Raw genomic sequence first — 14,599 nt, 5'->3', positions numbered from 1 at the left:
GAGACACTACTTTTAACCTATGAGTCGTTACTCAAAAAACCTGTTTTGGTTTAAACTATTTATGCTACTAAACTAAATTACTTAAAACTTAAATTATCTCGTCCATCTTTCATAGAAGTATAATTGAATGCACATTGCTTGGCTTGGAAAAAAAACCCCTTTTTGTGGCAACGTTACTTATAGTAGAGAAATAACAACTTCTTTGGTGAAAAGAGGCTATAAAGTGAGTTTCCTTCATTTTAGCCAAGATAATGATGATTCGGAGCAAGATCATTATTCTACAGAAGTTAGCCTTCCTTTTCTTTATAAATCTCAAATTTATACTATTCCTGCACCAAAATCTAGTAAGATATTACTGCGATCGCTTCGTGAGTTACAACCTGATCTTGTCCATGCTTCCTTAACCCTATCTCCTTTAGACTTTACCCTTCCCGAAATTTGTCAAAAACTAAATATCCCTTTAGTGGCAACCTTTCATCCACCTTTTGACAGTCGTTTGAGAAATCTCAAATCTAGCACTCAATATCTAACTTATCAACTATATGCCCCTTTTTTGGCAAAATATGATCAAATTATTATTTTCTCAGAATTACAGAGAGATTTATTAATTAAATTGGGTGTGCCAAGGGAAAAATTAGCCATTATTCCTAATGGAGTGGATACTCAAAAATATACCCCCGGAAAATCCTATTTTAAGCAACAACATCCCAATGATTTGCTTTATGTTTATCAAGGAAGAATTGCCGTAGAAAAAAATGTTGAGTCTTTACTGAAGGCTTGGAAACACTCAGGAATTAGTCAACAAGGAAAACTTTTAATTATTGGAGATGGTCCTTTAACTCCAAATCTCAAACCACTATATAATCAAGATGATAATGTTATCTGGTTAGGTGCGATCGTTGACGAAGAAAAACGTATTGATATTTTGCGAGGAGCAGACGTTTTTATTTTACCCTCTTTAGTAGAAGGCTTATCTCTATCTTTACTAGAAGGGATGAGTTGCGGTTTAGCCTGTGTTGCTACCGATGCTGGTGCTGATGGAGAAGTTTTAGCCAATGCGGGAATTGTCATTTCTACCCAAGACGTTACCACCCAACTCAAGACAATATTACCTTTATTTTCTCATCACCCAGAAATCAATTACTTATTAGGAGAAAAGGCAAGGAAAAGAGTGTTAGAAAAATATACTCTCAGTGACAATGTCACCAAGTTAGAGCATCTGTACTCAAAACTGTGATTTTAGGATAAATATACTAAACTGGATAAGATTAAGTTGCTATAATTCCGACTTTTTTAATTAATTTCTATTTCTCCATCGGATATTTTTCTTTGTAAATCTTGCCAAAGTCTAGCTTCTTCGGGAGTAACTTTTTTATCGGCATAGATTTCTCTTTTTATCATTTCACTTTCAGCACGAGACAAAACCCCATCCGCTAAAGCATTTTCAATCATTTTCCTTAATTTTTGGGTATCTTCAGACATAATATTTTCCCTACAGACTAATTATTTTTACCTATTTTCAATATATATGGGAAAAGAAAAAACAAACCTAAAAATTTTCTTTTGAAGTTCATAAAATTGTCGAAAGAAACCAAAGGGCAAAGGGCAAAGGTAAATAGGGAATAGGGAATAGGGAATGGTTTAATAATTAAGAATCAAGAATTAATAACTCCTAACTCCTAACTCCTAACTCCTAACTCGTTTTTCCCCAATACCCCAATCCCTACTGCTTATTTGTTAGTAAAATAATTTTCTAAAGCCTCAGATACAATTTGACTCATAGGCTTGTTATCGTTTTTGGAGATGGTTTTTAATTTTTGATACCATTCATCGTTAACACTGATGCGATGCTCATTTCTTGTACCACGAGATTTTTTAGTCGTCTTTTTCATAACATTTTCTGCATTAGGTTGATATTCATTGGCAAAGGTGCGTAAAGCATCAAAGCCGACTCGATGACAAAATTGTCCAAAAGTTTCCTTTTTCTTTTTAGAATCACGGAAATAAACCAATAATGGTTCTAAAAATGTTTCTAACTCCGCTATATTTAGTTTATCAACATAGGGACGTGCTAAACGGGTTTGATTGGGGCATCCACCTAACCAAATTTGATAGACATTGGGGGAGTCTCCTACAAAACCTAATTCTGCCATATAAGGACGAGCGCAACCATTAGGACATCCTGTCATTCTAATTACAAAGGTTTCTTCTGCCATTCCCAATTTAGCTAAGAGGGTGTCAATGCGTGTCAAGATACTAGGAATAATGCGCTCTGATTCTGTGGTAGCTAATCCGCAGGTAGGTAGTGCAGGACAAGCCATAGCATAGCGAGTAAGATGATTAACGTTATCAGGATTGATTTCTACGCCGTGGGAGAGAAATATTTTTTCGATGTCTTCTTGCCACTTAGGTTCAATTTCATAAATAATGGCATTATGATTGGGAGTTAGACGGGTGGGAAGTTCATATTTTTCAATGACTTTTTTCAGGGCATTTTTGAGTTGAAAATCTCCCTCATTTTTTACCCTACCATTTTCGATGGAGATACCTAAAAACAGTTTACCGTCTCCTTGTTCATACCATCCTAAGTAGTCTTCGTATTTCCACTGGGGTAGTTTTTTGAATGGTTTGAGTTTTTTGCCAAAATATTCTTCTACTTTGTTTCTGAATTTTTCTACGCCCCAATCGTTAATTAAGTATTTTAAACGAGCGTGTCTTCTGTCGGTGCGATCGCCGTAATCCCTTTGGGTAGCAACAACGGCTTTAACTAGGTCAAAAACATCATTTTTAGCAACAAAGCCTATTTCATCGGCGGCTCTAGCAAAAGTTTGTTCTTTACGATGAGTTCTACCAAGTCCTCCTCCTGCTAAAATATTGAAACCCTGTAATTCTCCTTTTTTATTAGTTATGACAACTAAACTGAGGTCATGGGTATAAATATCAACAGAGTTGTCTCCAGGCACTGTGACACAGCATTTGAATTTACGGGGCATATAATGAGTGCCATAAATAGGCTCAATAGAGTCGGTAAATATAGTACCATTACCGTTTTTCTGCCGTGCAGTTTTAATTTCGGGGGCTTCCTCGGCGCTGATGGCTTTTTCTCCATCTAACCAAATTTCATAGTAAGCACCTGTTTGGGGTGTTAATAAGTCGGCAATTTTATCGGCATATTCCCAAGCTAGTTGATACTCAGGACTATTTTTATAGGGTGCAGGGGGTGCCATAACGTTGCGATTCAAATCACCACAAGCCCCTAAGGTTGATCCCATACTTTTAACAATGTTGGAGATTACTGTTTTGAGATCTTTTTTGAGGATACCGTGAATTTGATAGCCTTGTCTGGTGGTAGTTCTTAGGGTATGATTGCCGTATTCTTCTGACAATCTTTCTAGGGTCAAATATAGCTGAGGAGGAATAAAACCCCCAGGGCTACGGGTGCGCAACATAAACTGATAATCTTTTTCTTGTCCTTTTTTGCGATTATCTCGATTATCTTGTTGATAAGAGCCGTGAAATTTAAGAATTTGAATCCCGTCTTCGCTGAAATGAGTTGTATCTAATTGTAATTCAGTTAAGATCGGTTCTCTTAAAAAATTGCTCTTTTCTTTTAAACTTTCTACTTTTGAAGGTTTTTTTTGCGCGGTGGCACGATTACTCATTATATTTTTTCTGTTTAGTTCTCATACTTATTTCATTTTAATGCGATCGCTTCTTAGTATGCAAAAATAAAATATTAGTTTTAAAAAGTAACTACCTTGCCAAAACAACTATGAAATCAAATAATAATATTCCTTTAACCAATTTAGAATGTGGAAAAACAGCTATCATTAACCAGATTATCACGGGTATTCATGGTCAAGCCTTAACCACTCGTTTTCAGTCTCTCGGTTTAGTGTCGGGAAAAAAGGTGAAAGTAATTCGTAAATCTTGGTTAGGGGGAACTCTCCATGTTAAAGTTGGTAGCACAACTGCGATCGCACTTCGTTCTCAAGAGGCGGATTTAGTATTAGTCAATAATATTTGAAAGGGTAAAGAGTAAGGGTAAATAGTGAATAGTTGATAAGTAATAACTTCTAACTCTTAACTCCTAACACAGTACCCCGAACTCATTACTTGTTTCCCCCCAATACCCTAATACTCCAATACCCCAAATGTCCAATCTAATAAGCACCATTATTTTGAGGAAAAAGAACAACCCCAATGGTTTTAATAATAATCCACAGGTCTAAAAGCCAATTATGATGATTAACATAGTAAACATCGATTAAGACCCTTTGAGGATAGGGGATGTCATTTCTCCCAGAAACTTGCCATAAGCCTGTTATACCAGGCTTGACGGTTAAAACTCGTTCCATTTTACTACCATACTTATGTAACTCATCAGGAACAAGAGGGCGAGGACCCACCACACTCATATCCCCCATTAAAACGTTCCAAAATTGGGGAAATTCATCAAGGCTAGTCAAACGCAAAAATTTGCCAATCCAAGTGATACGAGGATCTTCTTTTAGCTTAAAATTTTCCTCAAATTCCCTTCTTTTTTCTGGACATTCCGATAACATTTTTTCCAACACTTGATCAGCATTAACTACCATCGTACGGAATTTAATACATTTAAAATGCCGATAATTTTTTCCAACTCTTTCTTGGGCATAGAAAATAGGTCCAGGAGAGCTAAGAGCCACCAAGAGAGCAAGGATTGCATACAGAGGGGAAAATAGAATTAATACCGAAGCCGAAAAGACAATGTCAAAGGTTCGTTTGTAGAATTCTCTAGTAAATTTAATGCGATCGCGGTTTGATTGACGAGAGAGACGAATTAACCCCCGTCTTGCCAAACTTTGAATTACCTTTACAGAGACAAGTTGGCTATTTGCTGTCATGTTTCTCCTTCACTTCACACCATAAATAATTACAGATACGGAAAATTGCCTAGTAGGACAATTATTATGATCTGTTCTGTTTTTAAATTTTAATTTTGTGTTTTATTATTTAGTATTATGACCAGAAAATTCAATTTTTAAACCTTATGATCTCAAAATTTTGACAACATTGGTCAAAAAAAGCCAGATAATCTTGTTTAAATGTTTCAGCACTGAACTTTTCAGCTTGGATACGAGCATTTTCTGGTTTAAATTCCTTCTCTAATATAGTAAAAGTTTTTACCCCTTCGAGCAAACCTTCTACTGTTTGAGGAGAAAATAATATTCCTGTACCTTGTTGACTGTTATTTCTAATGTCAATCACTGTTTCTAATGCACCTCCTCCACTATACGCGATCACGGGAGTTCCACAGGCTTGGGCTTCCACAATGGCGATGCCAAAATCTTCACAGGCGGCATAAATAAAGGCTTTAGCGTTGGACATATATTCTTTTAAAGTCTTGTCATCCACTGAACCCAAAAGGGTAATATTCGGTTTGGCGATCGCTCTTATATAGTCCATTTCTGCCCCTTCTCCAATGACCACAAGGGGTAAACCGTTACGGTTAAAAGCCTCCACAATCATACTAACTTTTTTGTAACTAACCAGACGGGAAACGGTGAGATAATAATCAGATTTTTCTGCTTTGAAGGGAAATTGAGAAACTTGTACTGGGGGATAAATTACTTTTGCCTGACGACGATAACAACGCCAAATTCTTCTTGCTGTGTGATGGGAATTAGCAATAAAAAAATCCACTCGATTAGCAGAGATGACATCCCATTGGCGTAATTGGTGGAGTAAATAACGGGTGAAAATGCCCTGAATCCCTTTTCCTGCAGAGGTGCGATCTAGATAATCGAAAGTTAAGTCCCAAGCATAACGCATCGGGGTATGGCAGTAACATATATGAGGTTGATCAGGACGAGTAATCACTCCTTTAGCCACTGCGTGGGAGGAAGATAACACCACATCATACTCAGTAAGGTTGAGTTGTTCAATGGCAAGGGGTAACAGAGGTAAATATTTCTGCACACCATTGCCACTAAAAGGAAAGTGTTGCAAAAAAGTAGTTTTGATTTCTCTCTGATACAGATAACTATGGGGATTTACCGATTCAAAGTCAATGAGAGCAAAAACCTCAGCATCAATAAACTGTAAAATTTCCTTGACTACTAATTCTGAACCTCCCGTTGCTTTTGGGGTAAGCCATTCATGTACCAGAGCGATTTTCATTAATGGTTAAAAATTATCGTTATTTTGGTTATAGTTTTCATTGTCTCGTTTTGACCCCAATAAATCAAGTCTATCCACTCTAATTACTGGCTTAGAACGATTTTCTCCAGTGGTGCGATCGCTCCAAGTATCAATTTTTAAAGAACCTTGCACGCCGATTAAACTACCTTTTTTTGCATAATTAGCCGCAACTTCTGCCGTTTTGCCCCAAATTTCCAACTCGAACCAGTCAGTGGAATCATCTTTTTTTGTGGGACGATTAACCGCTAAAGTAAGACGACATTTAACCGAACCTGAATCAAAATAGCGAATTTCAGGATCTGTCCCTGTTCTTCCTACTAAATGTACTATATTTAAACTCATACTAGGTAACTATGTACTAAATAAATATCATATTAGCATATAATTCCAATTATCTTCAGGTTGTGAAAAAATGATAAGATCATCTTTGCTGTAAATATTAAAAATTAGTATATAAAGGAATATAGATGGCAGAAACATTAATGTTTAATGCTTTGCGTCAAGCTATCGATGAAGAAATGGCAAGAGATGACAAAGTATTTGTTTTAGGTGAAGATGTCGGTCATTATGGTGGATCATACAAAGTAACAAAGGGTTTATATCAGAAATACGGAGAATTTAGGGTTTTAGATACTCCCATTGCAGAAAATAGCTTTACAGGAATGGCAGTTGGTGCGGCGATGACGGGATTACGCCCCATTATTGAAGGGATGAACATGGGTTTTCTTCTTCTTGCTTTTAACCAAATTGCTAATAATGCCGGGATGGTACGTTATACTTCTGGGGGTAACTTTAAAATTCCTACAGTGATTAGAGGTCCTGGAGGGGTAGGCAGACAATTAGGTGCAGAACATTCTCAACGTTTAGAAGCCTATTTTCAGGCTGTACCGGGCTTAAAAATTGTGGCTTGTTCTACTGCTTACAACGCTAAGGGTTTAATGAAATCTGCCATTAGAGATGATAACCCCGTACTGTTTTTTGAACACGTTTTATTATACAATTTAAAAGAGAACTTACCAGACTACGAATATACTTTGCCCTTAGATAAAGCAGAAATAGTTAGAGAAGGTAAAGATGTTACTATCCTGACTTATTCTCGCATGAGACATCACTGTTTACAGGCTTTAAAACAATTGGAAAAAGATGGTTATGATCCTGAAATCATTGACTTAATTTCCTTGAAGCCTTTAGATATGGAAACCATTGGCGAATCTGTGCGTAAAACTCATAAAGTCATTATCGTAGAAGAATGTATGAAAACTGGAGGAATTGGTGCGGAGTTAACTGCTTCAATTAATGACCAATTATTTGATGAATTAGATGCTCCTGTTATTCGTCTTTCATCTCAAGATATTCCCACTCCTTATAATGGAACTTTAGAGCGTTTAACTATCGTACAACCAGAACAAATTGTCGATGCGGTACGCAAGATTATGAATAATCAGATTTAGGGGTTAGAAGTTTGGAGTACGGAGTTTTGAATTATTAATTATTAACTATCAATTATTAACTATTCACTATCTTCATCAGAAGATTTTAAATATAAACTAGCTTATTTATATAAATGGAAAGACAAAGGGCTTTTATAATTTTAATTATTATTTTAGTGGCAACAGCGATCGTAACTTTGATAAATTTGCCTCTACAATTAGGTTTAGACTTAAGAGGCGGTTCTCAGTTAACAATTCAGCTAGAAACTACCCCCCAAGTGCCTGAAATTACCCCTGAAAAATTACAAGGGGTGCAATCGGTAATTAGTAATCGAGTCAATGGTTTAGGAGTTTCTGAGGCGGTAGTGCAAACTGTAGGGAGCGATCGCATCTTAGTTCAATTACCCGGCGTTAGTGATCCCGAAGAAGCAGAAAGGGTTTTAGGGGGAACAGCCTTACTAGATTTTCGTGTGGAAACCGATAACCAAGAAATTCGGGCAGAGTATCAAATCAAACAGCAAGAATTAGCGAGTTTAATTTTTCAAGCCCAATCCCTACAGGGAGAAGCCCTAGAAGCACAACAGAGCAAAATTGAAGCTGTTGAAAAACAAATTGAGGAACTTTCAACGCAATTGTATGAAAAAACTGAGTTAAACGGTGAGAAATTACAGGGAGCGAATTTTCAACCTGCCCCTCAAGGTAATGATTGGGAAGTAGTTTTAGAATTTAACAACGAAGGAGGAAGACTTTTTGCTGAATTAACTAAACAAATTGCAGGTACTGGTAGAACTTTAGGTATCTTTCTCGATGACGAATTAATTAGTTCTCCCACCGTTAGTGCTGAATATGCCAGTACAGGAATTATGGGAGGAAGAGCAACCATTTCAGGAGGTGGAGGCTTTACCCTAGAACAAGCCAGAGAACTAGCCTTACAACTAGAAGGTGGTGCTTTACCCTTACCCGTCAAAATAGTAGAAAATCGCACAGTAGGGGCAACCCTAGGACAAGATAGTATTCGTCGCAGTATTATCGCTGGTTTAGTAGGTTTAGCCCTTGTTTTGGTCTATATGGTCATTTATTACCGTCTCCCCGGATTTTTGGCGGACATAGCCCTAATTATTTATGCTTTACTAACTTTAGCTTGTTTTTCCCTAGCAGGAGTGACCCTAACTTTACCCGGTATTGCAGGTTTTGTTCTCAGTATCGGTATGGCGGTAGATGCCAATGTGTTGATTTTTGAACGCACTAGAGAAGAATTAAGAGATGGAAAAACCCTTTACCGTGCGGTAGAATCTGGTTTTTATCGAGCATTTTCCAGCATTTTAGATGGAAACGTAACGACTTTAATTGCTTGTGCCGCTTTATTTTGGTTAGGCTCAGGCTTAGTCAAAGGTTTTGCTTTAACTTTAGCTATTGGGGTTGTAGTTAGTATGTTTACTGCTTTAACTTGTAGTCGTACTTTATTACTAATTACTGTGTTAGGTTTTCCTGCGGTGCGTCAACGCCCTGAACTATTCTGCCCAAATCTAAAAGCAGTTAATAATTAAAATCAAAGGGCAAAGGGCAAAGGGCAAGGGGCAAAGGTAATTAATTATTTTCTACCAAATACCGCAACACCTCAATCCCCCAACACCTGAAACCTGAAGCCTTTTTCCGAACTCCGAACTCATTAGATTACTTATTACCTATTACTTATGATTAAATTTAGTGTTGTTAAATGGGAAAAATTATGGTGGACAATATCCGCTATTCTTTGTCTGGGCAGTATTGTGGCGATGATTATTTCCTATTCTTCTATCGGTAGTGTGATTCGTCCTAGTCTTGATTTTGTCGGTGGTACTCGCTTACAAATAGAATTAGATTGTACTGTACCTGATAATTGCTCCCGTGCCTTGACTGCCAATGAGGTAAGAGAAGTATTAGAAGAAGAAAATTTAGGTAACAGTAGTATTCAAATAGTTGGACAAGAAAAACAGGGTATTTCTATTCGGACAAAAACTCTTGATGTGGAAGAAAGAACAAAACTTCAAGATGCCCTACAACAGAAAATAGGTGTATTTAAAGCTGAAAGTACCCAAATTGATACGGTAGGGCCTACCATAGGAAAAGAACTTTTTGTCTCTGGTATTTTAGCCTTACTTGTTTCTTTCGTTGGTACTGTCGTTTACTTAAGTTTCCGCTTCCAAACCGATTACGCAATTTTTGCCATTGTTGCCTTATTCCATGATGTGTTAATTACTTCTGGAGTATTTGCCATTTTAGGTTTGATTATGGGCTTAGAAATTGATACTCTGTTTCTTGTAGCATTGTTAACTATTATCGGTTATTCGGTTAACGATACTGTCGTTATTTATGACAGAATCAGGGAAATTAGTAAAACTAGCAATGCTGATTCAATGAATGAAATTATTGATGTTGCCGTCAATCAAACTTTAACCCGTTCTATAAACACCAGTGTCACAACTCTATTACCTTTAGTAGCAATTTTTCTCTTTGGAGGGGAAACCTTAAAATATTTTGCCCTTGCTTTAATTATTGGTATTTTTGCTGGTTCTTATTCTAGTATTTTTGTTGCTAGTACATTATTAGGATGGTGGCGGAAAAAAACTAATTGGGAAAATCCTGTTATTGTTGAAAATAATTAACCTGAGTTCGCTATTAAGAATATCAGATAGGATTAGTTTTGGCGGTTTAGCGGAAGAATGAGGAGAGCGGGGATAAAGGATGACAGAGGGAAACTAATTTTTAATTAACCCTGAGTTCGATGTGAAAAACCTTGTGGGATGAGGTATTAAGAGTAATAATTAATTCTGTTTGTACCGATAAAAACTGTTAAACTTAAGAAAAAAGATGTAAAGTCAATTTATCTATTATTTGTGTCAATATATCTAAGGTTTAACTCCGAACTCAGGTTTATTCCTTGCCTTTTTTTCTACCATAAGCAGAAAAATTTACTCTGAAATCATGTTAAATATATGGTCTTCCTTTTTTGCTTAAACATTTAAAAATATTAGAATAATTCATTGAGTTTCCACAGTCTTTTAATTCTGATTCTACATAGAATTTATCTTGAATATATTTAAAGCAAGTGATAGTTCGAGAAGATATATTAAATTTTTGTTCGCAGAAAAAAACTGCATCAGGATCAAAAAAAGTAGTTTCACTCAATATTTTATTGCAATCATTTTTAAGACTGGAACTGGTGAAAGACTGGCAAATATTATCTACTTGTTGTAATCCTAGTTTGAAATAGTAGCGATTTCTGAGGAGATTTTCAGAAGGAGTTGATTGAATTTGTGCTAAGGCTTTTTTATCAGAAAAATTACTACTTAATAAAATAAAAAACACACAACAAATCTTGCTAAAATTATTCATTTTCTTTTGAAGTTAGTTTTTCTTCTATTTTAGATGAATTATAATTGATTTCTTTTCTTTGTTTTTAGGATCATAATTCAAAAATCTTATTCCTAATTCCTCCTCAATTTATTTTTTTACCATATCAACAAAATTAGTGAGAATTTGTAACCCATAGTCAGATGATTTTTCGGGGTGAAATTGTACTGCCATAATATTTTCAAATGCGATCGCAGCCGTTACAGTTTGTGAGCCATGAGTAACTTGTGCCGCAATAACCTGAGAATCACCAGGAGAAACAAAATAAGAGTGAACAAAATAAACGTAAGGAGATACAGGAAGATTTTGCCAAAGGGAGTGATGTGCCTGAACTAAGTCTAAGTTATTCCATCCCATGTGAGGAATGGTTAAATCTAGTTCGGATTGAAAACGCTTAACTTGACCTTTAATAATACCTAAACCAGACTCTTTGCCTTCTTCTGATGACTCAAATAAAATCTGTAATCCCAAGCAAATACCCAAAAAGGGCTTACCACTTTTCACAAAATCCTGAATCGGTGTCACCAAGTCTCGTTGTTGCAGATGTTGCATTGCTGGATCAAATGATCCTACTCCGGGTAAAACCACTCCATCAGCTTGGGCAATTACTTGAGGTGAATCGGTAATGATAGGATTTGCCCCTGCTTTTTCTAACCCCTTACAGGCGGAGTGTAAATTTCCCATATCATAGTCTATTACGGCAATTGTAGTCATGAAAGTATCTAATTTAAAAGGAATTAAGTCTAAATTTTACAGTTTGAAGGGGCTTTGTTGCATAAATAATGAGTTAAAGCCTTTTTGTGTATAGAATAAAATAATAACCCGAGTTGCTAGTTATGGATAAATTTATAACCAAATCCTAAAATTCTCATATATATATTTATGAGAAGGAAAAATGATTGACGAAATTTTCGAGATTTATGTGATTGTTGATGACTTAATTAAAGGCGATCGCTCACCGTGAAGACGCTCGTAGAATTATGAGTGACGCAGAAGTTATCACTTCTTGTTTAACATCATCTCTTTTTTTTGGGGGAAATCAATTACTTGCTTGATTCCTTTCCTGTACCAATATGCGACAATATTCGAATTAATCGTTGTAAGCTGGTCAATTCAGAAGATTATCGAGGTTATATCGCTTCCAAAAAACGTTATTTTTATGGTGTAAGAATACATTTACTCAGTACCAAAGATGGAACTCCAGTTGAATGGGCATATATACTGGGTCATGCCAATGATGTTAGAGGTTTGGATTTATTACCGTTTAATCTCCCAGAAAATAGTGAAATTTACGGTGATAAAGCATTTAATGATTATCAAGTAGAAGATGAATTAGCGGAGTTAGAGCGGATAAAGTTAAAGGTAATCAGAAAAAACAAATCCAAACGAAAAGATGAATCATGGGCAAATTATCTCAAGCAATCAACTCGTCATTTTATTGAAACAGTTTTTAGTCAGATCACCAGAAGATTCCCGAAATTCATTCATGCAGTTACCTTTGAAGGCTTTTTACTAAAAATTTCATCATTTATTTTTGCTTTTACATTAGAACATTCTTTTTTATAACTAGCAACTTGGGTTAGTAGGTGTCAGGGTATAAGGGAAGTGGGGGCTTAGGGTTTTGGGGTATTAGGGGAAAACAAGTTAGGAGTTAGGAGTTAGAAGTTATTAATTATCAACTATTTACCTTTTACCTTTGCCCTCTGCCCTTTTCTCCATCACTCATAAATGAAAATTTATCCCGAACTCAGGTTAAGTAAAATTAATTGTATGTTTACCTTAATAAAAACAACAACGACAACAGGGAATAGAAAAGAATATTAAGAAAAATACATAAACTATAGCTTTTAATAAATTAATTCTAAAATCGATAGTGAATAGGATTTTATTAATAAATTGTTCTGAGAATAAAGGTTATGAAACTGACTTCCTCTAAAGTATCTGTTGTTTTATTTGGTTTTTTTTCTGCTTGTTTAACGGCTATTCCTATCAAAACTGAAGCGGCTGAGAAAATTTTTTTTACTTATGGGCCTCTTAAATTATCTGTGGAAGTTGAGTCTTTAGAGTCTTTTGCTGAAGATGGTATTATTAATGAAGATTTACAACAATATTTACAAAGAGTTAGTCCAGAACAACAAAATAAATTTAGGGAATTTCTGAATAAAAAACTTGATATAGATGGTGTGAAGGTTTCTCGCTTTTTTAATACTCAAATGGGGGAGCAAATTCTATTACGTTTGGGGAAAGGAATTACCCTTGAGGGGGGAGAAAATGGAGGTATCGCTTTACGGGGAGCAATTATTCAATCTGCTTTGGATGAAGACACAGGATTGACTTTAATGAATGTTTTAAAAAAATATCCCACTAATTTGCAGATACAAGGTGAGTTAGTGATGGGTGGAGCAGAACACGCACAAAAAATCATAAAAGCTACAGATACTTTAGTGGAAAGTATGCGTCTTTGGACGAATGAGGAGGCTCAAAATAGTTCTTTTAACTATAGTGAATTACCTGATATTCGTTTACAGGGAAAATATCAAGTGGAAAAGCAGGTGTGGCAGTTGAAAGATGAGAGTCGCGATCGCTCTTTTTATGTTGATGTTTATATACCTCAAGGATTACAAGGAAAAGTACCTGTGATTATTTTTTCTCATGGGTTATCTTCTCGTCCTGAAGATTATTCTAAGAACTTAAATCATATTGCGTCTCATGGATTTTTGATTGCCGCCCCTCAACACGTAGGAAGTGATATTATTTATTTACAAGAAATGTTTGAAGGCTTGAATGGTAATATTTTTGATGTTAACGATTTTGTTAATCGTCCCCTAGATATTAGTTTCGTCATTGATGAGTTAGAAAGACGTAATTCTAAAGATTTTCAGGGATTACTAGAATTAAAAAATGTGGGAGTTACAGGGCATTCTTTTGGTGGTTATACTGCTTTGGCAATTGCTGGGGCAACTATTGATTTTGACTACTTGCAGGAGGCTTGTAATACTCCTTATTTGGGTTTAAATTTGGCAATTCTGTTGGAATGTCGAGCTTTAGAGTTACCAAGACAAAATTATCAATTTAGAGATAACCGTGTTGGGGCTGTGTTTGCCGCTAATCCTGTCAATCGTTATATTTTTGGAGAAAAAGGTTTAAGTGAAATTATGATTCCTGTGATGTTTGGTTCTGGTAGTGATGACCCTGCTACTCCCCCTGCCATTGAACAAGCATTGCCTTTTACTTGGTTAAAAATGGAAGATAAATATTGGGCTTTAATTGAAGGACAAGCTCATGTAAATATAGATGAATTAGATGGGGGTATAAAAAAGGCTTTGGATTCAACAATTGCTTTAGCTTTGCCGAAACAAGATTTAATTGCAGGTTATGTCAGAGGTATTTCTCTGGCTTTTTTTGAGATTTATTTGAATGACAATCAGGATTATGCTCCTTATTTGCAGTCTTCCTATGCTCAATATTTGAGTGAAAATCAGGATTATAAGCTCGATTTCATTACCTTGACTTCTGTTGATAAATTAAAGGATGCGATCGAGCGTTTTAAAGAGGAAAATAATATAGAGTAATATAGCTTATCTCTCTGCTGG

General features: G+C 35.8%; 13 protein-coding genes and 1 pseudogene. 7 read left to right on the top strand and 7 right to left on the bottom strand.

Annotation, left to right across the window (positions count from 1 at the left end):
• Positions 1–127: 127 nt before the first annotated feature.
• Positions 128–1,237, top strand: a complete 1,110-nt coding sequence (locus Dongsha4_RS11165) for a glycosyltransferase family 4 protein (protein ID WP_330202466.1) — start codon at positions 128–130, stop codon at positions 1,235–1,237.
• Positions 1,238–1,293: 56 nt separating this feature from the next.
• On the opposite strand, the gene Dongsha4_RS11160 is transcribed toward Dongsha4_RS11165, so the two are convergent.
• Complete coding sequence (locus Dongsha4_RS11160) at positions 1,294–1,482, bottom strand: hypothetical protein (protein WP_330202465.1); 189 nt, start codon at positions 1,480–1,482, stop codon at positions 1,294–1,296.
• A 248-nt stretch (positions 1,483–1,730) separates the two neighbouring features.
• Positions 1,731–3,665, bottom strand: coding sequence for a sulfite reductase, ferredoxin dependent (gene sir, locus Dongsha4_RS11155; protein WP_425590795.1), 1,935 nt, complete (start codon positions 3,663–3,665; stop codon positions 1,731–1,733).
• A 107-nt stretch (positions 3,666–3,772) separates the two neighbouring features.
• Here sir and Dongsha4_RS11150 point away from each other — a divergent pair, with 107 nt between their 5' ends.
• Positions 3,773–4,027 (top strand): FeoA family protein, encoded by a 255-nt coding sequence (locus tag Dongsha4_RS11150; protein WP_330202463.1) that lies wholly within the window; start codon positions 3,773–3,775, stop codon positions 4,025–4,027.
• A gap of 136 nt (positions 4,028–4,163) precedes the next feature.
• Here the strand turns inward: Dongsha4_RS11150 and Dongsha4_RS11145 are convergent, their stop codons facing one another.
• The 3 genes from Dongsha4_RS11145 to Dongsha4_RS11135 all read right to left on the bottom strand — a co-directional run bounded on the left by Dongsha4_RS11145 (position 4,164) and on the right by Dongsha4_RS11135 (position 6,525).
• Positions 4,164–4,886, bottom strand: coding sequence for a sugar transferase (locus tag Dongsha4_RS11145; protein ID WP_330202462.1), 723 nt, complete (start codon positions 4,884–4,886; stop codon positions 4,164–4,166).
• 130 nt (positions 4,887–5,016) lie between these two features.
• Entirely contained in the window at positions 5,017–6,162 is a 1,146-nt protein-coding gene (locus tag Dongsha4_RS11140) for a glycosyltransferase (protein ID WP_330202461.1), read from the bottom strand.
• A 6-nt stretch (positions 6,163–6,168) separates the two neighbouring features.
• Positions 6,169–6,525, bottom strand: a complete 357-nt coding sequence (locus Dongsha4_RS11135; protein WP_330202460.1) for a single-stranded DNA-binding protein — start codon at positions 6,523–6,525, stop codon at positions 6,169–6,171.
• Between the two features lie 125 nt (positions 6,526–6,650).
• Between Dongsha4_RS11135 and Dongsha4_RS11130 the strand changes: the two genes are divergently transcribed.
• The 3 genes from Dongsha4_RS11130 to secF all read left to right on the top strand — a co-directional run bounded on the left by Dongsha4_RS11130 (position 6,651) and on the right by secF (position 10,258).
• The gene (locus Dongsha4_RS11130) at positions 6,651–7,634 is read left to right on the top strand and encodes an alpha-ketoacid dehydrogenase subunit beta (protein ID WP_330202459.1); all 984 of its coding nucleotides are present in this window, start codon (positions 6,651–6,653) and stop codon (positions 7,632–7,634) included.
• A 113-nt stretch (positions 7,635–7,747) separates the two neighbouring features.
• Positions 7,748–9,160: a protein translocase subunit SecD gene (gene secD / locus Dongsha4_RS11125; protein ID WP_330202458.1), complete on the top strand. Its 1,413-nt coding sequence runs from the start codon at positions 7,748–7,750 to the stop codon at positions 9,158–9,160.
• 150 nt (positions 9,161–9,310) lie between these two features.
• Positions 9,311–10,258 (top strand): protein translocase subunit SecF, encoded by a 948-nt coding sequence (gene secF / locus Dongsha4_RS11120; RefSeq protein WP_425590794.1) that lies wholly within the window; start codon positions 9,311–9,313, stop codon positions 10,256–10,258.
• A 322-nt stretch (positions 10,259–10,580) separates the two neighbouring features.
• Here the strand turns inward: secF and Dongsha4_RS11115 are convergent, their stop codons facing one another.
• The gene (locus Dongsha4_RS11115) at positions 10,581–10,988 is read right to left on the bottom strand and encodes a hypothetical protein (RefSeq protein ID WP_330202456.1); all 408 of its coding nucleotides are present in this window, start codon (positions 10,986–10,988) and stop codon (positions 10,581–10,583) included.
• 108 nt (positions 10,989–11,096) lie between these two features.
• The gene (hisH, locus tag Dongsha4_RS11110; RefSeq protein ID WP_330202455.1) at positions 11,097–11,720 is read right to left on the bottom strand and encodes an imidazole glycerol phosphate synthase subunit HisH; all 624 of its coding nucleotides are present in this window, start codon (positions 11,718–11,720) and stop codon (positions 11,097–11,099) included.
• A 181-nt stretch (positions 11,721–11,901) separates the two neighbouring features.
• On the opposite strand from hisH, the pseudogene Dongsha4_RS11105 reads away from it, so the two are divergent.
• Both Dongsha4_RS11105 and Dongsha4_RS11100 read left to right on the top strand, forming a co-directional pair.
• A pseudogene (locus Dongsha4_RS11105) lies at positions 11,902–12,572 on the top strand (IS982 family transposase).
• A gap of 350 nt (positions 12,573–12,922) precedes the next feature.
• A complete protein-coding gene (locus Dongsha4_RS11100; protein WP_330202454.1) occupies positions 12,923–14,578 on the top strand; it encodes an alpha/beta hydrolase in 1,656 nt (551 codons plus the stop codon).
• Positions 14,579–14,599: the final 21 nt, after the last annotated feature.

This window comes from Cyanobacterium sp. Dongsha4, from assembly GCF_036345015.1.
Lineage (GTDB): Bacteria > Cyanobacteriota > Cyanobacteriia > Cyanobacteriales > Cyanobacteriaceae > PCC-10605.
The sequence above is the reverse complement of the archived record's forward strand: the minus strand, read 5'-3'. Positions and strand labels throughout refer to the sequence as shown.

Coding starts and splice junctions, on each gene's coding strand:
- Dongsha4_RS11165 (WP_330202466.1), top strand. CDS start 128: ATGCACATTGCTTGGCTTGGAAAAAAAACCCCTTTTTGTGGCAACGTT.
- Dongsha4_RS11160 (WP_330202465.1), bottom strand. CDS start 1,482: ATGTCTGAAGATACCCAAAAATTAAGGAAAATGATTGAAAATGCTTTA.
- Dongsha4_RS11150 (WP_330202463.1), top strand. CDS start 3,773: ATGAAATCAAATAATAATATTCCTTTAACCAATTTAGAATGTGGAAAA.
- Dongsha4_RS11145 (WP_330202462.1), bottom strand. CDS start 4,886: ATGACAGCAAATAGCCAACTTGTCTCTGTAAAGGTAATTCAAAGTTTG.
- Dongsha4_RS11140 (WP_330202461.1), bottom strand. CDS start 6,162: ATGAAAATCGCTCTGGTACATGAATGGCTTACCCCAAAAGCAACGGGA.
- Dongsha4_RS11135 (WP_330202460.1), bottom strand. CDS start 6,525: ATGAGTTTAAATATAGTACATTTAGTAGGAAGAACAGGGACAGATCCT.
- Dongsha4_RS11130 (WP_330202459.1), top strand. CDS start 6,651: ATGGCAGAAACATTAATGTTTAATGCTTTGCGTCAAGCTATCGATGAA.
- secD (WP_330202458.1), top strand. CDS start 7,748: ATGGAAAGACAAAGGGCTTTTATAATTTTAATTATTATTTTAGTGGCA.
- Dongsha4_RS11115 (WP_330202456.1), bottom strand. CDS start 10,988: ATGAATAATTTTAGCAAGATTTGTTGTGTGTTTTTTATTTTATTAAGT.
- hisH (WP_330202455.1), bottom strand. CDS start 11,720: ATGACTACAATTGCCGTAATAGACTATGATATGGGAAATTTACACTCC.
- Dongsha4_RS11100 (WP_330202454.1), top strand. CDS start 12,923: ATGAAACTGACTTCCTCTAAAGTATCTGTTGTTTTATTTGGTTTTTTT.